Here is an 18,853-nt window from a genome sequence, read left to right on the forward strand (position 1 = left end):
CTCCGGTATGTTTCTTATCGCTTTATTGTGAAAGATTATGCACAGAGTTGATGAGGCTTAAAACCCCGAGAGAAAAAAAGGCATAAAACCAGTAGAAAAATACCACTTTCAAAGAAAGTGGTATTTTTTTTAAAAGGCAGCTGCCCTATTGATCAGAGCTTGCCTTCAAGCTCCGGAATAGCTTCAAACAGGTCTGCTACCAGACTATAGTCTGCAACCTGGAATATAGGCGCTTCTTCATCTTTGTTGATAGCAACAATGACTTTACTGTCCTTCATTCCAGCCAGATGCTGAATGGCTCCGGAGATACCAACGGCGACGTACAGCTTGGGGGCAACAATCTTACCGGTTTGTCCCACCTGCATGTCATTGGGTACATAGCCTGCATCCACGGCAGCACGGGAAGCACCGACTGCGGCGCCAAGCTTGTCCGCTACTTTGTAGAGTAACTCAAAGTTCTCTCCATTACCCATGCCACGACCACCGGACACAATGATGTCCGCAGCCGCCAGCTCAGGACGGTCAGACTGAGCCAGCTCTTCGCTGACAAAGCTCGACACTCCCGCATCATGACTGCTGACAACAGTTTCTACACTGGCAGATCCACCTTCAGCAGAAACCGGGTCAAAACCTGTGTTCCGAACGGTAATAACCTTGATAGATGCACTGGACTGAACCGTGGCAATGGCATTACCAGCGTAGATCGGACGGGCAAAGGTATCTTCGCTTTCCACACGGATGATGTCGGATATCTGATCAACATCCAGCAAAGCCGCTACCCGTGGCATCATATTTCTGGCATCGGTTGAGGTGGATGCCAGTACGTGAGAGTAATCCTTGCCCAGTTCAGCAACCAGCAGACTGACATTTTCTGCCAGTCGGTTTTCCAGGGCAGCATTCTCAGCCAGCAAGACTTTTGATACACCCACTACGGCAGAGGCCTGCTCTGCAACTGGGCTACACCCGGACCCTGCAACCAGCAGGTGAATCTCTCCCCCGATTGCGGTGGCAGCTGCAACCGTGTTCAGAGTTCCCGCTCCGAGCGTGCTGTTATCATGATCAGCAACGACTAATATGGCCATTAGATCACCTTCGCCTCATTTTTTAATTTTTCTACCAGCTCATCCACGCTGGCCACCTTGATACCCGCCTGTCGTTCAGCCGGTGGTTCTACTTTGATCGTCGTTAAAGTAGACGACACTGCTACGCCGAGATCTTCTGGTGATTTGACATCCAGAGGCTTACGCTTGGCTTTCATAATGTTGGGCAGTGATGCGTAACGCGGCTCATTCAGACGCAAATCCGTGGTAATCACTGCGGGCAGCTTCAGGCTTAACGTCTGCAAACCACCGTCCACTTCACGGGTAACGTTAACGTTATCACCGTCAACATTGACCTCTGAGGCGTAGGTTGCCTGAGACATACCGGCAAGTGCCGCAAGCATCTGACCGGTCTGGCCATTGTCACTGTCGATGGATTGTTTACCCAGAAGAACAAGGTCAGGCTTTTCTTCATCCACAATGGCCTTAAGCAGTTTGGCAACTGCCAGGGAACCCAGGGGCTGATCAGTCTGAACCTGAATGCCTCGGTCTGCACCAAGAGCCAGCGCTGTTCGTATCTGCTCCTGGCACTCTTTGGCACCAAGGGATACGGCAACGATTTCTGTAGCGACACCTTTCTCTTTGAGTCTTACTGCTTCTTCAACAGCAATTTCACAGAAAGGGTTGATCGCCATTTTGACGTTGGTGAGATCGACGTCAGTGTTATCCGCCTTCACTCGAACCTTGACGTTATAGTCAATGACTCTTTTGACGGCTACTAATATTTTCATGAGTTCGCAGCCTTCCCTTCTCGTTATTGGCTTGGTCTTGAATTGTCGAGCAGATAACGAACAACCGGACAGACAAGTTTATTATCCTTCAGCAACCTGTGTTCACACATCTGCTGGAACGGAGTCTACCAGTACGTCAATAAGGGTTCAAACGTATGTTTCAATCAGTTCACTCAGATATTCTTATTTAAGACAGGTGTCTGTTACTATGCACCACCGGTAATACACCTGATTCTGCTGATTGCAGAATAGCTGTTGAGGACAAGATAGCAGTTGTTCAGCAGCCGGAACATTTCCGTGTGTAGGTATTAATAACTAATGACGTGTTGTCCATTCGGGGGAAACACTGAGTATAATGCCAAGCAATTTCAAACAGTTGTTTGAATACCGTTCTGAAAATAACACTCCGACAGGGAGGAAGCTCATCATGGAACGCGAATCCATGGCATTTGATGTCGTTATCGTGGGTGCAGGCCCTTCCGGCTTGTCAGCCGCCTGTCGGCTGATGCAATTGTCTCAGGAGCAGGACAAAGAACTCAGTGTCTGCGTTGTCGAGAAAGGCTCCGAAGTTGGCGCTCATATCATCTCGGGGGCCGTTTTTGAACCAACTGCGCTTAATGAGCTGTTTCCCAATTGGAAAGAGCTGGGTGCGCCGTTACATACCCCGGTTTCATCCGATGATATTTATGTACTTCGTTCTGAAGAAAAATCCATAAAAGTACCCAACCTGTTTGTGCCTAAAACCATGCACAATGAAGGGAATTACATCATCAGTCTCGGCAATCTCACCCGCTGGCTGGCGGAGCAGGCCGAGTCACTTGGGGTGGAAATTTTCCCGGGATTCGCCGCCCAGGAAGTGCTGTTTAACGACGATGGCAGTGTCAGGGGCATTGCCACCGGAGATATGGGGATTTCAGCTTCCGGTGACGAGAAAGACAGCTTTATGCCAGGTATGGAGCTGCACGCCAAATACACGCTCTTTTCCGAAGGATGCCGCGGGCATTTGGGCAAGCAACTTATCAGCCATTTTAAGCTGGATGAAGGGCGTGATCCTCAACATTACGGCATCGGCATTAAAGAGCTGTGGGATATCGCACCCGAGAAGCATCAACAGGGCCTGGTGGTTCATACTGCCGGCTGGCCACTGGCTGAAAGCGGGTCTACCGGTGGCGGATTCCTCTACCATCTGGAGAATAATCAGGTAGTACTGGGCCTTATTACTGATTTGGGCTATTCAAATCCGCATCTTAGCCCCTTTGAAGAGTTCCAGAGGTTCAAAAAGAGCCCTGTTATCAAACAATACCTGGAAGGTGGAAAACGGGTTTCCTATGGTGCAAGAGCACTGGCCAAAGGTGGGCCACAGTCATTACCTGAGATGACTTTTCCGGGCGGACTCTTGATTGGTTGTGACGCCGGAACCATGAATGGTGCCAAAATAAAAGGCTCCCATACCGCCATGAAGTCCGGCATGATTGCGGCAGAAGAAGTGTTCAAGTCGGTGAGTGCAGGCTCTGAGGGCGGCAATAAACTGGAATCCTTTGATGAGGCATTCAAAGCGTCCTGGCTTTATAAAGAACTGCATCAGCAGCGGAACTTCGGTCCGGCCATGCATAAATTTGGTAACATCTTTGGTGCCGCCTTTGCCTTTGCAGACCTCAATATTTTCAATGGCAAATTGCCATTCACCCTGCACGATACCACTGCGGATTACGCCCAGCTCAAGCCAGCGGCAGAGTCCAGCCCCATCAACTATCCAAAACCTGATGGTGTGATCACCTTTGACCGGTTGAGTTCAGTGTTCCTCTCGAATACCAATCACGAGGAAGATCAGCCTTGTCACCTGAAGCTTAAAGACGCAACCATTCCGCTTAAGCAAAACCTTCCGGCTTATAATGAGCCAGCACAAAGGTACTGCCCTGCCGGGGTTTATGAGATTGTGGTGGACGAGAATAGCGGAGAAAACCGGTTCCAGATCAACAGCCAGAACTGCGTTCACTGTAAAACCTGTGACATCAAGGATCCCGCTCAGAATATCACCTGGGTTGCCCCGGAAGGTGCTGGCGGGCCGAATTATCCAAACATGTGATCTTTCCTGCAATGAGGGTGGCTCAGCCACCCTCAACAACTCCAAGGGAATAGTCTTGCCCCTGACTGCGAATGCTTAACTCTATCCCCCCAGTCACCCGGGTTTCAACGGCCTCTGACACTAACTGGTAAAACACATTGCGATTTACCAATGCATCCAGTCGATCTCTAACCCGGATATAAGGCACAAATTCCCCGGTTTTTATACTTTTGATCATTTTCAGATTGTGTTCGTTGCTTAGCACTACCTCATCACCAACATTGGTGGTAAACAGGTATTCGGGTCCATTCCCACCATCCCGAACCTCTGCAGAAACCGCAACAAATGGCGCATCATCCACCTGGATTCTTACTTTTTCTACCGGAGTAACCAGGTAGTAATGGCCATCATCATCATGCCTGAGAACTGAAGCAAACAGCTTCACCATTGATTCCCTGCCAATGGGGGAGCCATTGTAGTGCCAACGGCCATCCCGACTGATGCGCATATCAATATCACCACAGAAAGGAGGGTTCCAACTGTGTACAGGAGGCAATCCTTTTTTCTCATTCAAAAACTGCAGATTTGCCACAATATTTTCCGGCTTTGATCCATTGTTCACAAAGCATACTCCCATGCTTGCTGGCTATTCAGCCCATTATTATGCCTTATTTGGTAATAACAGCTTTTTGATGTTTTTCAGGGTGCTTGCCATCAAGCAGATGAACTCATGAAAAAATGTCAATTTTATCTCAATTCATAATGTCAAGAATAACCAATGCTAACATAAAGAAATAAAGATTGGCTCAGGACTGGAGTATGGAACTCTTCAAAATGGTTGCGGGATGCCTTACAGACTGGCTAAGCCACAACGTTCAGGAAAGAACAAGCCCCCTGTGTGATTTTGAACGAGTCAGGCATGAAATTAAGCCCTGCGATGTTCTGTTGGTGGAAGGAAGATCCAGAGTCAGCCGGGTTATCAAGCAAACCACTCAAAGCCCCTGGTCCCATGCCATGCTTTATCTTGGCCGCCTCCATGACATTGAGGACGACAGAATTCGCCAGATTGTCAGTGAATCCTATGGCGGCTCCCCTGATGAACAACTGATTATTGAGAGTGAACTGGGAATCGGTACCGCCATCCAGCCCCTGAAAAACTATGAAGGGGAGCATTTGCGGATATGCCGACCTAAAGGTCTGAGCTACAGCGACAGCCAGAAAGTCATACACTACGCAACCAGCCGCCTGGGTATGGATTACAATGTCAGGCAGATTCTTGATCTTGCCCGGTTTTTCTTCCCCTACTCTTTCCTGCCCAGAAGACTTGGCTCCTCGTTATTTCAGCACTCTCCGGGCCAGGAAACAAAAACCGTCTGCTCAACAATGATTGCTGAAGCTTTTAGTTTTATCCACTTTCCCATCCTGCCCCTGGTTAAACACGATGGCGATGCCGGCGTACAACTCTTTCAACGAAATCCAAAGCTGTGCACGCCCCGTGACTTCGATTACTCCCCCTACTTTCAGATTATCAAGTATCCATTTCTCGATTACAGCCATCACGCAGATTATCGACTATTGCCCTGGCATGGTCAGCGGGTGCTGGAGGGTCGAGAAGCGGATTTTTATATGTCTTCCCAGCAAATTGAGCAGCTACAAAAAGAAAGCACTGTGGATCATGAGGTTTTGGGGGATGCCGCTCCCCCTCTCTCCCGATAAGAAAAACAGTGGTGAGAGCGACTCTGTTTCAACTCACTGACCACTCCAGGCGCATACTGCCATTTAATCATTTTCTGGTTTTTTGATGCATAACAAACGAAATGCCGTGCAAAGATCTTTAAGAGCCTCGTGGATCAAGAGCTGAAACATAAAAGGCAGCCAAAAAGAAACCCGCGCTTCTGGGGGAAGGAGACACGGGCTAAGACCATTAGGAGTGAAACATAGGTACACAATCCAAGTACCAAGGTCATTACTGACCTAGACTGACCTGATCGTAGGGGGAAGTCGATCAAACCAGCATCGTAAGTATGATTCAGAATCAAAATACGTCCATTGAAGATTAAGATCATTTTATAATATTAAGAGAAATTCAAAGAAATCAATAGCTCACGACTCTCATTCGCCATTTGGGCGTGTGATTTTAAGCAAGGAGAACCACTCTCAAAGCATGAGGACACAGGCACCGCTTCATGAACTGAGACGGAGCGGACTCTGGGCAAAATACCCAGAGCCAGGAGAATCAGGAAACGGGGGCATTCATCTGTTCATATAAAGTATCGCAACGCTGTGCCAATGCCCGATCAATAGCCAGCACGCCACTACCCTCATCGGATTGATGGGTTCCCCAGGCAATAATTACCTTGCCCCACTCAATAACAATTCGCGGATGGTGGACATGAGCTTCAGCTAGGCAGGCAATGGCGTTACAAAATGCCAAAGCTCGAGAGTATTTTTTAAAGCCGAAGGATTTTTCAATATGATCAATGTTGTCATACTGACAGGAAACCCAGTCATTCATACATGCACTCCTGTTATTGAATAAAAACCGAAATTCAGTCTAATTCAAATATAAGGGGATGGCATCAGAAATGCAGGTATGCAAATTGTCTGGTCATGCTGTGGAGAAAGTGCACAGACCCTGCGAGGCAGTCTATACCTGCAAGAAGCTTGCGGTGCCTTACCGGCAACAACCCAAAGCATGGGGTAAGCGGTTGCCGGATGCCTACTGAACTGCCAGGAGTCACCAGTAATCCAGGTTAGGAATTACGCCTTCTCAGTTTCTGCTTTAGCCTCTTCAGACTTCAGCTGCTCAAGCTCCTGAGTTGCGGTATTCAGCTGCTGGGTAAGCTGCTTTTGTTTGGTTTTCAGACCACTGTTTTCACCAGTAAGCGTGCGATTCTGTTCCTGAAGACGCTTGATCTGCTTCTTCATTCGATCAGGATTGCTGGCTCTCAGATCTTTCAGTTCATTTTCCATGTTTTTCAGCTGGGCAGCAGCTTTTTCAGCTTTCTTCTCGGCAGTTTCCAGGCGCGATTTAAGCTGGCTTACTTCCCGATTGTGTTGCTCTGTAATTTCAATAAGAGCTGCCAGGCGTTGCTGTTCAATGATATCCATTTCACTGCTTGTATCAATGCTTCCGCCCATGCTCAGGGTACCCATAGATTCGATTACCTCCGGGGAGTTTTATAAGATAGGAATTAATAAAAAGCTTCCACCAGCGCGAGAGTTACGCACTGAAGCGAGAGAAATATTAAGAAGATCTGAGTTATTCTTCATTAAGCGGCTGGTTAAAAGCAGAATATCAGTAGACTAGGTGGCGCAGTCTAATACATAAAAAGACATATGGAAAGGCTTATCTGAAAAATGAACAGACAACTTTGCCGGTTCAGGGAATTTTTTACCAAATTGCAGCCATACATGGCTAACTTGCAAATTCATGGGCTAAGCCCGGGTTATAGGGTATTCTGATGGAAGCAGTAATCCTGATACCGCACCAATGCACTCAACAGCTTGATAAAACAACACGTTAGACAATGCCTGAGACAATAACACTTTTGCCGGATCATGTTATCGGCTTTCCTCCCCTTGAGCATGCGCTTAAACAGCCGGACGGGCTTTTGGCTATTGGGGGCAATCTTGCGGTGGACACTTTGGTAATGGCTTACCAGCAAGGCATTTTTCCCTGGTTTAATGAGGGCGATCCTATTTTATGGTGGTCACCCTCCCCACGAATGGTGCTGAAACCGGGGGAGCTGTATTTATCCCGATCATTGCGCAAGCTGCTGCGAAAAGAGCTCTACCGGGTTACTTTTGATTACGACTTTGCAGCGGTTATAACGGCCTGCTCAAGTATCCGCAGGGACTCAGAAGGAACCTGGATTACCGATGAGATGATTGACGCCTACACAGCTTTGCATGATGCCGGGCATGCACACTCTGTTGAGGTCTGGCAAGAAGACAGGCTGGTTGGAGGGCTTTATGGGGTAGCTCAAGGGCGAATTTTTTTCGCGGAATCCATGTTCAGCCGAGAGAGCAATACTTCCAAAATTGCCATGGCAGCCCTTTCTGAACAACTTTTAACCTGGCAGTTTGAGCTGATTGATTGTCAGGTCTATTCAGACCATTTGGACTCTCTTGGGGCAAAATTGATTTCAAGATCCAGATTTGTAGATTATTTGGACCGCTATTGCTCACAGGCACCTTCCTGTTCAGACTGGAAACAGGAATGGCAATGGAATGACCTTCGATAATGAGCCAGTACAAAAATATCAAATTTTATGCCACACAACCCCATGAATGCAGCTACCTGCCTGAGGAGCAGGCAACCACACTATTTATGGATCCGGAAATTCCGCTGAACAAAGAGTTGTGCAGTGATCTTGCCGACGTTGGATTTCGACGAAGTGGCCAGCATATTTACCGCCCACACTGTCACCGCTGCAGGGCCTGCATACCGGCAAGAATCCCCGTAGATGCCTTTCAAATGAGAAGAACGCAGCGAAAGACCTGGAATCGCAACTCTGCACTCAGGGTTGCCAAGGTATCTGCAGACTTTCAGGATGAGCATTATCTGCTCTATGAAAAGTATATCAATCAATGCCACCAGGATGGTGATATGTATCCTGCAACGATTGAACAGTACACCTCTTTTCTGGTTGAAAGCACCGAATTTACCGCATTTTATGAGTTTCGTCTGGACGGACAACTGCTTGCAGTATCGGTGGTGGATCATTTACGCAGCAGTCTTTCCGCAATTTACACCTTCTACGATCCGGATTGCTCACAACGCAGCCTTGGTCGATATTGTATTTTATGGCTTATCGATCATGCCAGAAAACTCGGGCTACCCTATCTCCATCTGGGTTATTGGATCCGGAAATGCCAGAAAATGAATTACAAAATCGAATACCGCCCCGTGGAGCTTTATGTCAGTCAGGAATGGCGACAATTGAAATAATACGACTGACAGTAAAGGGTGCTTTGCTTTACCAATTGTTTTCAGGCAGAATGCCCAACAAATTTAACCAAGCCGTACCAACCCCTTTGAGGTAGTTATTTAATGGCAAAAGAAGAGAGTCTGGAAATGGAGGGTGTCGTTATTGACACCCTTCCTAATACGATGTTTCGTGTAGAACTGGAAAATGGCCATGTTGTTACCGCGCACATCTCCGGAAAAATGCGCAAGAACTACATCCGCATTCTGACTGGTGACCGGGTGAAGGTAGAGCTGACGCCATACGACCTGACGAAAGGCCGTATCACTTACCGTTCTCGCTAACAGCGGTGCTCACCCCTGAGCACCTACCCGCTGTCTTCTAACCTGCCCCACCATCAATTGCCTCCAGATCGGAAGCACGGCTTTTCGCTGCCTCAAACTTGAGGTACAACTCTCCCTTGCGAACAGTTACTTTTACATTACCACCATGCTCGGCAAGCTTTCCGAACAGAATCTGTTCTGCCATGGGCTTTTTCAAGTGCTCCTGAATAACCCGCCCCATAGGCCTTGCACCCATCTGGCGATCAAAACCTTTCTCCGCCAGCCAGCTGCGAGCCTTGTCATCAACATCCAGCTGCACGCGCTTCTCATCCAGCTGAGCCTGAAGTTCAGTGAGGAATTTATCAACCACATGCTTGATAATGTCATCATTGAGTGAGGCAAAGGGAATAATGGCGTCCAGACGATTTCTGAATTCCGGCGTAAAGGTTTTCTTAATGGCCTCATTACCGTCAGTGGTATGATCCTGTTCAAGAAAGCCCATGGAGCTTCTGGTCATGTTTTCAGCACCGGCATTGGTGGTCATGATCAGAATCACATTTCTGAAATCAGCCTTACGACCATTGTTATCCGTCAGGGTGCCATGATCCATAACCTGCAGTAACAGGTTAAACACATCGGAGTGGCCTTTCTCTATTTCATCGAGCAACAGCACACAGTGCGGCGTTTTATTGATGGCCTCAGTTAACAGACCGCCCTGGTCAAACCCGACATAACCCGGGGGTGCCCCTATAAGGCGTGAGACAGTGTGGGCTTCCATATACTCAGACATATCAAAGCGCACGAGCTCAATACCCAGGGCCTTTGCCAGCTGGCGACAAACTTCTGTTTTGCCGACACCGGTTGGTCCGGAAAACAGGAAAGAGCCAACGGGTTTTTCAGGTGCCTTGAGGCCTGCTCTTGAAAGCTTGATAGCCGTGGATAATGAAGTGATCGCCTCGTCCTGTCCGAACACCACCATTTTCAGATTGCGCTCAAGTTTACCGAGCAATTCCTTGTCAGAGGAAGAGACAGACTTTGGCGGAATCCTGGCCATCTTGGCGACAATCCTTTCCACATCATCGACATCAATAACTTTTTTCCGTTCGGACTCAGGCTGAAGCCGCTGATACGCCCCTGCTTCATCAATAACATCAATGGCTTTATCGGGCATATGACGATCATTAATGTAGCGGTCTGCCAGTTCGGCCGCCGCTTTCAGGGCTTCATCCTGATACTTGATAGCATGATGCTCTTCGAATTTCTTCTTCAGTCCAAGCAGTATCTGGAAGGTGTCTTCAACATTGGGTTCGACAATATCTACTTTCTGGAATCTTCTTGCCAGTGCCCGATCTTTTTCAAAGATCCCGCGAAACTCCTGAAATGTGGTAGAACCGATACAGCGCAGCTCGCCGGAAGTCAGCATTGGCTTCAGAAGGTTTGAGGCATCCATCACTCCACCAGATGCTGCACCTGCACCAATGATGGTATGAATTTCATCGATAAAGAGAATCGCATGATCCAGTTTCTTAAGTTCACTCAGTAACTGCTTGAAACGCTTTTCAAAATCACCGCGATACTTGGTCCCGGCCAGAAGCGAACCCAGGTCGAGTGAGTAAACAACAGCCTTGGATAAAACCTCAGGCACGTCACCATCAACGATCCGACGGGCCAGGCCTTCAGCAATGGCCGTTTTCCCTACCCCGGCCTCGCCAACCAGCAAAGGGTTGTTTTTCCGGCGACGGGTAAGAATCTGGCAGACCCGCTCCACTTCTTCAGCCCGACCAACCAGGGGATCAATTCTGCCAAGACGCGCCTGATCATTCAGATCAGTGGCATACAGTTTGAGGGGGTTCTTGCTGCTGCCACCACTGCTGCTCTCCGGCTCCATATCATCGGACAGGTCGTGACCAAGCTCTTCGAGCTCCTGCCCCGGCGTCTTGGATATTCCGTGGGCAATAAAATTAACAACATCTATGCGGGCCACATCCTGCTGCTTCAGGAAGTAGACAGCCTGACTTTCCTGCTCACTGAAAATAGCGACCAGTACATTGGCACCGGTCACTTCCTTTTTACCGGAGCTTTGCACATGAAAAACAGCACGCTGCAGTACTCGCTGAAAGCCAAGTGTTGGCTGCGTTTCACGCTCATGGTCATCGTCGGGGATTAATGGGGTCGTTGAGCTGACAAACTCAGTGAGGTCCTGGCGAAGTTTATGAAGATCAATTCCGCAGGAAACCAGGACTCTGGCTGCGGATTCATTATCAAGCAAAGCAAGTAAAAGATGCTCAACTGTCATGAATTCATGACGATTATCGCGGGCGTCTTTAAATGCATTATTCAGTGTTGCTTCGAGGTCTTTGTTAAGCATATGGTGTAACCTTGAAAACGCTAATCGGCCTTTTCTGTCTTGCACAGCAGGGGATGGTCGTTTTCTCTGGAATATTCATTAACCTGCTGAGCCTTGGTTTCCGCGACATCCTTGCTGTATACACCACAAACGGCTTTTCCCTGGGTATGTACCATCAGCATAATTTGAGTCGCCTTCCCTTCTGGCATACTGAAAAACTTCTCCAGTACCTCAACAACAAAATCCATTGGTGTAAAATCATCATTCAGGAGCAAGACCTGATACATGGGAGGGGGAGCCAGTCTGGTTTTTTCCGGAACGACTGCAACGCTCAGATCACCTTCCTGTTCCTCTCCCTCTTTTTGCAAGCTTAGACGAAACAGTTCGAGATTACTCATGGTTTTATGACTGCCAACCTTCGATTTGTAACTTAACTGTCTGGTAACCAACAGCACACTCATGGCACCGCAAGTATTTACTACTGCCAATCATAAAAGCTAATCATAAAAACAACGAGCACAAAATACTGATCGGCACGGTTTACAGACATTTGATGACAGAAGATAAATTAGTGCACACCTACTAAGAAATTGACAAATTTGCCAGGATTTCTCTTCTCATTCTAAAGATACTGGAGCAAATCACAATGACCGACTTTCGAAAATTGATCGGGCGACTCACAACAACAGGAGATAAACGTGGAAAGTACAATAAAAAAAGGGGGGATAAAATATTAAAGCCGGAAATGAATTTCCGGCTTTAACTGATGAAAAGTTAACTGAAAATTTACATGTGGTTAATTATTTCATCGGCAAACTCAGAGCACTTGACCAACGTTGCACCCTCCATCAGTCGCTCAAAATCATAGGTAACGGTCTTGGCACCGATAGCACCATCCATACCCTTGATAATGAGATCTGCCGCCTCATTCCAGCCCAGGTGACGAAGCATCATTTCAGCAGAAAGAATGACGGAACCCGGGTTTACCTTATCCTGGCCTGCATACTTTGGAGCAGTACCATGAGTAGCTTCAAAGACGGCCGTTGGCGCACCGATATTGGCACCAGGAGCAATACCGATACCACCAACCTGGGCGGCAAGCGCATCAGAAATGTAGTCGCCATTCAGGTTCAGGGTGGCAATGACATCATACTCTGCCGGGCGCAGGAGAATCTGTTGCAGGAAAGCGTCAGCGATCACATCCTTGATAACAATATCTTCACCGGTATTCGGGTTTTTGACAGTATGCCATGGACCACCATCCAGAGGCTGGCCGCCGAAGTATTCAACAGCTGTCTGATAACCCCAATCCTTGAAGGCACCTTCCGTAAACTTCATGATATTACCCTTGTGAACCAGGGTAACGGATTTACGGTTGTTATCGATGGCAAACTGAATCGCCTGCTTCACCAGACGCTCGGTGCCCTCTTTTGAAACAGGCTTGACCCCAATACCACAATCTTGCTCAAACCGGATTTTGGTAACGCCCATGTCATTACGCAGGAAGTTGATCAGCTTTTCGGCTTCAGCACTGCCAGCCTGCCACTCGATACCTGCATAGATATCTTCCGAGTTTTCACGGAAGATCACCATATCCGTTTTTTCCGGCTCTTTTACCGGGCTTGGCACACCCTTGAACCAGCGCACAGGACGAATGCAGGCGAACAGATCCAACTCCTGACGAAGAGCCACGTTCAGCGAGCGAATACCACCACCAACCGGCGTTGTCAGTGGGCCTTTAATGCTGACAACATACTCTTTGAGAGCCTCAAGTGTTTCTTCCGGAAGCCAGGTATTATCGTCGTAAACCTGAGTAGCCTTCTCACCGCAGAAAACTTCCATCCACTCAATTTTGCGCTGCCCTTTGTAGGCATTCTTCACAGCAGCATCAACAACTTTCAGCATCGCTGGTGAAACGTCAGCACCAATACCGTCACCTTCAATATAAGGAATGACAGGGGTATCGGGAACATTCAGGGAGAGGTCCTCGTTGACAGTGATTTTGTCACCGTTGGCAGGCACCTTGATCTTTTGGTATCCCATTATCAACTCCGTTCTCTAATCATCGGTTTAGCCAGATCAAAGACTGGTTCAACGCTTCTTGTCGTTATTTAAAGCATGCAGCCATATCCAACAGCAGTGTCAGCAGGATAAAAGCACTGCTGACAACGGCAAGCTGACCGCACAAAAACGCGTATACCATATACCATCCTTAGCCAGGAATAAACGAAGTTTTGTTATAAAAGCGAAACCGCCATCTGCATTTACCACTATAAATTTCCATCGGTATGGCGCTTATTTAGCGGGAAAGGTAAAATGGTCAGCTATTTTTTGACAGGTGGCAGTATACCCCAGTGATAAAGCATCCTTCCCAAACCAAAGTGATTGTTGGCATGTCCGGCGGTGTTGACTCGTCCGTATCCGCTTTGCTTCTGCAACAGCAGGGCTACCAGGTGGAAGGACTTTTTATGAAGAACTGGGAGGAAGATGACGGGTCTGAATACTGCACCGCAATGACCGATCTGGCCGATGCCCAGGCCGTCTGTGACAAACTTGGCATTCATTTACATAAAGCCAATTTTGCCGCTGAATACTGGGACAATGTTTTCGAACATTTTCTCCATGAATACAAAAACGGCAGAACTCCGAATCCGGATATCCTGTGCAATAAAGAGATCAAGTTCAAAGCCTTTTTGGATTACGCATTCACCCTCGGCAGCGATTACATAGCGATGGGGCATTACTGCCGTCGTGTGGATCGTGATGGCCATAGCTATCTGGTGAAAGGGGTTGATAACAGTAAAGATCAAACCTACTTCCTCCATGCGGTCAGCGAACAACAGATTGCCCGCACTCTCTTTCCGGTCGGTGACCTGGAAAAAACTGAAGTTCGACGCATTGCCGAAGAACACGGTCTGATTACCCATAACAAAAAGGACAGCACCGGCATCTGCTTCATCGGCGAGCGCCGATTCAAGGACTTTTTGCAGCAGTACCTGCCAGCACAACCCGGCGTTATTGAAACGGAAGATGGCAAGGTGATTGGTGAACACTCGGGCTTGATGTACCACACCATTGGCCAGAGACAGGGACTGGGGATCGGCGGACTGAAAAATGCCGATGAAGCGCCCTGGTATGTACTTGATAAAGACCTTGAAAGAAATGTACTGATCGCTGGCCAGGGCAAGGATCACCCCCTGCTCTTCTCAGATAGCCTGACCTGCTCGCACATCGACTGGGTCTCAGGAAAAGCGCCACAGATGCCCTGTCAGCTCAAGGCAAAAGTGCGTTATCGCCAGCAGGATCAGGGTTGCACGCTTACCCGGGAAGCCAGCGGTGATTACCGGGTTATCTTTGATCAGCCGCAACGGGCAGTCACTCCGGGCCAGTCGGTGGTCTTTTATGATGACCTTTATGGTGAGAATGTATGCCTTGGCGGCGGTGTTATTGAAACACGAACACAAGCGTCAGCTTGACCTTCACGAAACTGAAAATCTTATCAACGACAACGGAAATCCCAGAGAAGAAGATTGGTGCGATATTCGACAAAGGATCAGGCGGCGGCATTATCTGGCGTGTTCCAGGCCGCAGAGTTGGTAGACAAGCTGGCCAGGACCGGGCAATGGAGTGAAGCGGCTCTGACCCCATCCATCCACAGTATTTTTGTCACCTCACCGGATGATGTTTCCCAGGTTTACGGTGGTTTCGATGGTCTGTCCATGGGGCGAAAAACCCTGGAGTCCGTGTTAAGCAGGGACAGCACCGCGATTCAGGGGGATGTTATCCGCTATGCCCTGGCGCTGATTCACATTGAGAAAAAGCTGAGTCGTAACCGGAAGATGCTGAGCACCATCGGTGAGCGTCTCATCAGAACCAAAGAGCAGGTCGAACATTTTGGCATGCTGCATGACAATGTCATTGCCAACCTGGCCAGCATCTACCTGGATACCATCAGCACCTTTAAAACCCGGATACAGGTGGCTGGCGATATGCGCCACCTGCAGAACCCGGTTAACGCCAACCGGATCAGAGCTATTCTGCTGGCCGGTATCCGCTCTGCCGCCCTCTGGCGTCAGTGTGGTGGCAGTCGCTGGCACCTGTTCATCAGCCGAAGCAAGTTACTTGATGGCCTCAAGCGACTGTAATAGCTGAATTTCAAAGGGCACTTCCCCATCCACTGCATCGGAAAACCGGCTGTGATCTCCCTCCTGATCGGCATTCTGCTTCAGGCCAACCGGCCAATGATTAGAATCTGACAGAGGGATCCGTTATCATGCGCCCTTTTCCCCGAGCTTAAGGCATAAAACATGGAGCTGAATGCACTGACCGCCGTCTCTCCCATTGATGGACGTTATGGTGATAAGACCCAATCCCTCAGAACCATTTTCAGTGAATATGGACTGATCCGCTTTCGGGTTGCGGTGGAGGTTCACTGGTTGCAATCTCTGGCCAGCCATTCTGCCATTACCGAGGTTCCGGCACTGTCTGAACCAGCCAGCCAGCTGCTAAATAGCCTGGTCAGTGGTTTTTCCATGGCCGAAGCTGAGCGGGTGAAAGAGATTGAGCGCACCACCAACCACGATGTGAAAGCGGTGGAATACCTGATCAAAGAGCGCTTTCAGGGTAATGATGAGCTTTCAGCGATCAGTGAGTTTGTCCATTTTGCCTGCACATCGGAAGATATCAATAACCTCGCCCATGGCCTGATGCTGAAAACCGGTATGACCGAGGCCGTGCTGCCTGAGATGCGTAACGTCATCACAGCCATTGAACAGCTGGCCAGGACCCATGCCGACCAGCCCATGCTGTCCAGAACCCATGGCCAGACCGCCTCCCCGACCACCCTGGGCAAAGAGATGGCCAATGTGGCTTACCGCCTGAAGCGTCAGCTGAAACACATCGAAAGCATTGTCCCCATGGGAAAAATCAATGGCGCTGTCGGCAACTACAATGCCCATCTGTCGGCCTACCCGGAAGTGGACTGGGCTGAACATGCCGAGCAGTTTGTCACCAGCCTGGGTCTGGAGTGGAACCCCTACACCACCCAAATTGAACCCCACGACTACATTGCTGAGCTTTATGATGCCATCTGTCGCTTCAACACCATTCTGATCGACTTTGACCGGGATGTCTGGGGCTATATCTCTCTGGGGTATTTCAAACAGAAGACGGTGGCCGGTGAGGTAGGCTCTTCCACCATGCCCCACAAAGTCAACCCGATTGATTTTGAAAACTCTGAAGGTAACCTGGGCATCGCCAACGCCATTATGCAGCACCTTGCCGCCAAACTGCCGGTGTCCCGCTGGCAGCGCGACCTGACGGACTCCACCGTGCTGCGCAATATGGGCGTTGGTCTGGGCCAGAGTCTGATTGCATACGCGGCGACCCTGAAAGGCATTGGCAAGCTGGAAGCCTCCCCTGCCCGTCTTCAGCAAGACCTTGATAATGCATGGGAAGTGCTGGCAGAGCCTATTCAGACCGTCATGCGCCGCTATGGTATCGAACAGCCTTATGAAAAACTCAAGGCACTGACCCGTGGTCAGGAAGGCATTTCCAAAGCGACTCTGGCAACGTTCATTGATGGTCTGGAACTTCCTGCCAAGGTGAAGACCGAGCTGAAAGCGCTGACACCCGCCACCTATGTTGGTAATGCGGTAGAACAGGCCCTGGCAATTTAACACTGACAGGGAATTGGCAAAAAGGAGAGGCAACACCTAAATTCATAAGGTGATTATCCATCAGTTTCGGATAATCACCAAAGAAACCAATTAAATGATCTGAACTATTTTTCTGTCCGGTTGTCCAAGAAGCACTATTCAAAAAACAACTGGACTTATCCCATGGACTCGACAGTTTCAGGACAAATTCCTAATCTTTCAGCAAATGCTTCTTTTACCGCAAGCCTTGGCTCTAAAAGTTTCAATTCTCAATCAACTTCCCCGGGCGGAACAGCTGTTAAAATTGTCTCTGAAGTGGCTCCCTCCCTTTCCATCACAACGTTCGAAGAATCTCCGAAATGTCAAATATGTCGTAAGGAGATTTGTCTGAATAAACGTTATATCAGTCAGCCGAAAATAACGTATTGCGAATCCTTCCACACATACCATCAAAAATGTATTAATGATTTTTACACCCGGAACCCTGACCTGCAGGCTCCCCATAAAAACCCGGATTTAAATTGCTTTAAATGCCATAAACCAATGCCGTTAAGCATGCCCAGATGGGATGGAGAGGCTTTTATTTGCCCGATTCGCAAAAGCGAGCTGGATGCGAATACACCTTATGTTGGTCCCCCCATGACATTCTCACTGGCTGATTACCCTTTGATTGATGCACAGGAGGTAACGGTTGCCCTGGGTTTTAAGGGAGCTCCCACCATTCGTATTCTGGACGCATCGCGAAAACCTCAAGAGGACGACCCCTTACAAGGTGACTATATTGTTTGCTATGAAGACCTGATATTAAACTGGCAACCTCATTTCCCTAACAGGGATAAACTAAGCTACTATAACTTTGCCAGACATGCTGCGGCTAGTTGGTTAAGTGATATAACCGGCGAATCCTGTCAACATCTGTTGCAAACCGTATCTGAACTCTTTCCGGAGCGCCCTGATGGCGAAAAAAACACGCCATCAATTGAAATCACTTGTTCGATAGAGAGTAGCAACGACAAGCAAGTATATAGTTTTGCAAGTAATTACCCAATTTACCCCCTGAAATGGTGTAAACCTGCAACACAACGAATGGCATGTCTGGAAAAGACGAAAGACACCTCTGAATCATTCCCTGTTTTTTTAGACGGCTCAGATACTGATCAGCCAGCACAGAAACGAAAAAAAATAGAGTCCTCCACTACTGATGGCGAAAACAGAGCCAGGCAAGTCTGTTCAATAGCCGACGAATGTTTAGTACAAGACTCCACACAAGACTCCGGGCAACCAAAAGAAGAAAATTCCGATCCTCAACTCGATACACTCTCATTCGAGATATCTGTCACTACGCCCGGCAGCAATGATTGTCCGATTATGTGCTATGACATGAATTTTAGTAATAGCAAATCAATCAGATTTGTTTTTACAGATGACCGGTCCCCTTCAAGCCATCTGATGCTATCTTCTCGGTATAAAGAATTCAAAACCAATTTTCAACGGGCAATGTCAAATATGGACGAGGATGATGAGTTGTTGGTCAGGGTAAAGCTGAAAAAACCATCTGATTCAACAAAAGAGCCTTCTCCTTATGAGCCCCTCCTGGGGCAGGACGCCACAGATGAAATCTTTGAAGTATTGAAATCCCTTGGCATCTCAAGCGACCTCTTTAACATCCCCCCAAAAAGTGAATAATTTAAAGCTCTGC

At 48.4% G+C, this 18,853-nt stretch carries 18 protein-coding genes; 10 read left to right on the forward strand and 8 right to left on the reverse strand.

All coding sequences use genetic code 11. The annotated features are described in order from the left end of the window. Positions 1-152: 152 nt before the first annotated feature. Both O3276_RS03365 and O3276_RS03370 read right to left on the reverse strand, forming a co-directional pair. Positions 153-1,082, reverse strand: a complete 930-nt coding sequence (locus tag O3276_RS03365) for an electron transfer flavoprotein subunit alpha/FixB family protein (protein ID WP_269674369.1) — start codon at positions 1,080-1,082, stop codon at positions 153-155. Further along, the gene (locus O3276_RS03370) at positions 1,082-1,831 is read right to left on the reverse strand and encodes an electron transfer flavoprotein subunit beta/FixA family protein (RefSeq protein WP_101748524.1); all 750 of its coding nucleotides are present in this window, start codon (positions 1,829-1,831) and stop codon (positions 1,082-1,084) included. Before O3276_RS03370 ends, O3276_RS03365 begins: the two co-directional genes overlap by 1 nt. Before the next feature lie 427 nt (positions 1,832-2,258). Here O3276_RS03370 and O3276_RS03375 point away from each other — a divergent pair, with 427 nt between their 5' ends. Then, positions 2,259-3,917, forward strand: a complete 1,659-nt coding sequence (locus O3276_RS03375) for an electron transfer flavoprotein-ubiquinone oxidoreductase (protein ID WP_269674370.1) — start codon at positions 2,259-2,261, stop codon at positions 3,915-3,917. Positions 3,918-3,939: 22 nt separating this feature from the next. Here the strand turns inward: O3276_RS03375 and O3276_RS03380 are convergent, their stop codons facing one another. Further along, entirely contained in the window at positions 3,940-4,518 is a 579-nt protein-coding gene (locus O3276_RS03380) for a DUF1285 domain-containing protein (protein ID WP_269674371.1), read from the reverse strand. Positions 4,519-4,715: 197 nt separating this feature from the next. Here O3276_RS03380 and O3276_RS03385 point away from each other — a divergent pair, with 197 nt between their 5' ends. Next, a complete protein-coding gene (locus O3276_RS03385; protein ID WP_269674372.1) occupies positions 4,716-5,612 on the forward strand; it encodes a YiiX/YebB-like N1pC/P60 family cysteine hydrolase in 897 nt (298 codons plus the stop codon). Between the two features lie 520 nt (positions 5,613-6,132). On the opposite strand, the gene O3276_RS03390 is transcribed toward O3276_RS03385, so the two are convergent. Beyond that, positions 6,133-6,411 carry a 4a-hydroxytetrahydrobiopterin dehydratase gene (locus O3276_RS03390; RefSeq protein WP_269674373.1) on the reverse strand — a complete coding sequence of 93 codons (279 nt, stop codon included), beginning with the start codon at positions 6,409-6,411 and terminating at the stop codon, positions 6,133-6,135. A gap of 85 nt (positions 6,412-6,496) precedes the next feature. Here O3276_RS03390 and O3276_RS03395 point away from each other — a divergent pair, with 85 nt between their 5' ends. Beyond that, a complete protein-coding gene (locus O3276_RS03395) occupies positions 6,497-6,622 on the forward strand; it encodes a hypothetical protein (protein WP_269674374.1) in 126 nt (41 codons plus the stop codon). Positions 6,623-6,656: 34 nt separating this feature from the next. On the opposite strand, the gene O3276_RS03400 is transcribed toward O3276_RS03395, so the two are convergent. After that, the gene (locus O3276_RS03400) at positions 6,657-7,052 is read right to left on the reverse strand and encodes a hypothetical protein (protein WP_269674375.1); all 396 of its coding nucleotides are present in this window, start codon (positions 7,050-7,052) and stop codon (positions 6,657-6,659) included. 374 nt (positions 7,053-7,426) lie between these two features. Here O3276_RS03400 and aat point away from each other — a divergent pair, with 374 nt between their 5' ends. The 3 genes from aat (at position 7,427) to infA (ending at position 9,171) form a co-directional block, all read left to right on the forward strand. Then, on the forward strand, positions 7,427-8,143 hold the full coding sequence (gene aat, locus O3276_RS03405; RefSeq protein WP_269674376.1) for a leucyl/phenylalanyl-tRNA--protein transferase: 717 nt from the start codon (positions 7,427-7,429) through the stop codon (positions 8,141-8,143). Continuing rightward, positions 8,143-8,850, forward strand: a complete 708-nt coding sequence (locus tag O3276_RS03410; RefSeq protein WP_269674377.1) for an arginyltransferase — start codon at positions 8,143-8,145, stop codon at positions 8,848-8,850. Before aat ends, O3276_RS03410 begins: the two co-directional genes overlap by 1 nt. A 102-nt stretch (positions 8,851-8,952) precedes the next feature. Continuing rightward, positions 8,953-9,171, forward strand: a complete 219-nt coding sequence (gene infA / locus O3276_RS03415) for a translation initiation factor IF-1 (protein ID WP_020583463.1) — start codon at positions 8,953-8,955, stop codon at positions 9,169-9,171. 37 nt (positions 9,172-9,208) lie between these two features. Here the strand turns inward: infA and clpA are convergent, their stop codons facing one another. The 3 genes from clpA to icd form a co-directional block, all read right to left on the reverse strand. Continuing rightward, a complete protein-coding gene (clpA, locus tag O3276_RS03420; protein WP_269674378.1) occupies positions 9,209-11,518 on the reverse strand; it encodes an ATP-dependent Clp protease ATP-binding subunit ClpA in 2,310 nt (769 codons plus the stop codon). Between the two features lie 20 nt (positions 11,519-11,538). Further along, positions 11,539-11,895, reverse strand: coding sequence for an ATP-dependent Clp protease adapter ClpS (gene clpS / locus O3276_RS03425; protein WP_101748546.1), 357 nt, complete (start codon positions 11,893-11,895; stop codon positions 11,539-11,541). Positions 11,896-12,283: 388 nt separating this feature from the next. Beyond that, on the reverse strand, positions 12,284-13,540 hold the full coding sequence (gene icd / locus O3276_RS03430; protein WP_209201676.1) for an NADP-dependent isocitrate dehydrogenase: 1,257 nt from the start codon (positions 13,538-13,540) through the stop codon (positions 12,284-12,286). A gap of 314 nt (positions 13,541-13,854) precedes the next feature. On the opposite strand from icd, the gene mnmA reads away from it, so the two are divergent. The 4 genes from mnmA (at position 13,855) to O3276_RS03450 (ending at position 18,840) form a co-directional block, all read left to right on the forward strand. Continuing rightward, a complete protein-coding gene (gene mnmA / locus O3276_RS03435; protein WP_442876584.1) occupies positions 13,855-14,973 on the forward strand; it encodes a tRNA 2-thiouridine(34) synthase MnmA in 1,119 nt (372 codons plus the stop codon). A 57-nt stretch (positions 14,974-15,030) separates the two neighbouring features. Further along, a complete protein-coding gene (gene hflD / locus O3276_RS03440) occupies positions 15,031-15,642 on the forward strand; it encodes a high frequency lysogenization protein HflD (RefSeq protein WP_269674380.1) in 612 nt (203 codons plus the stop codon). Positions 15,643-15,804: 162 nt separating this feature from the next. Beyond that, complete coding sequence (gene purB / locus O3276_RS03445; protein WP_269674381.1) at positions 15,805-17,175, forward strand: adenylosuccinate lyase; 1,371 nt, start codon at positions 15,805-15,807, stop codon at positions 17,173-17,175. 162 nt (positions 17,176-17,337) lie between these two features. After that, positions 17,338-18,840: a hypothetical protein gene (locus tag O3276_RS03450; RefSeq protein WP_269674382.1), complete on the forward strand. Its 1,503-nt coding sequence runs from the start codon at positions 17,338-17,340 to the stop codon at positions 18,838-18,840. Positions 18,841-18,853 lie beyond the last annotated feature (13 nt).

The sequence above is a fragment of the Endozoicomonas sp. GU-1 genome (assembly GCF_027366395.1).
Lineage (GTDB): Bacteria > Pseudomonadota > Gammaproteobacteria > Pseudomonadales > Endozoicomonadaceae > Endozoicomonas.

Bases quoted from the DNA above. Each gene is read 5' to 3' on its own strand.
- O3276_RS03365 (WP_269674369.1), bottom strand. From the start codon at position 1,082: ATGGCCATATTAGTCGTTGCTGATCATGATAACAGCACGCTCGGAGCG.
- O3276_RS03370 (WP_101748524.1), bottom strand. From the start codon at position 1,831: ATGAAAATATTAGTAGCCGTCAAAAGAGTCATTGACTATAACGTCAAG.
- O3276_RS03375 (WP_269674370.1), top strand. From the start codon at position 2,259: ATGGAACGCGAATCCATGGCATTTGATGTCGTTATCGTGGGTGCAGGC.
- O3276_RS03385 (WP_269674372.1), top strand. From the start codon at position 4,716: ATGGAACTCTTCAAAATGGTTGCGGGATGCCTTACAGACTGGCTAAGC.
- O3276_RS03390 (WP_269674373.1), bottom strand. From the start codon at position 6,411: ATGAATGACTGGGTTTCCTGTCAGTATGACAACATTGATCATATTGAA.
- O3276_RS03400 (WP_269674375.1), bottom strand. From the start codon at position 7,052: ATGGGTACCCTGAGCATGGGCGGAAGCATTGATACAAGCAGTGAAATG.
- aat (WP_269674376.1), top strand. From the start codon at position 7,427: ATGCCTGAGACAATAACACTTTTGCCGGATCATGTTATCGGCTTTCCT.
- O3276_RS03410 (WP_269674377.1), top strand. From the start codon at position 8,143: ATGAGCCAGTACAAAAATATCAAATTTTATGCCACACAACCCCATGAA.
- infA (WP_020583463.1), top strand. From the start codon at position 8,953: ATGGCAAAAGAAGAGAGTCTGGAAATGGAGGGTGTCGTTATTGACACC.
- clpA (WP_269674378.1), bottom strand. From the start codon at position 11,518: ATGCTTAACAAAGACCTCGAAGCAACACTGAATAATGCATTTAAAGAC.
- clpS (WP_101748546.1), bottom strand. From the start codon at position 11,895: ATGAGTAATCTCGAACTGTTTCGTCTAAGCTTGCAAAAAGAGGGAGAG.
- icd (WP_209201676.1), bottom strand. From the start codon at position 13,540: ATGGGATACCAAAAGATCAAGGTGCCTGCCAACGGTGACAAAATCACT.
- purB (WP_269674381.1), top strand. From the start codon at position 15,805: ATGGAGCTGAATGCACTGACCGCCGTCTCTCCCATTGATGGACGTTAT.
- O3276_RS03450 (WP_269674382.1), top strand. From the start codon at position 17,338: ATGGACTCGACAGTTTCAGGACAAATTCCTAATCTTTCAGCAAATGCT.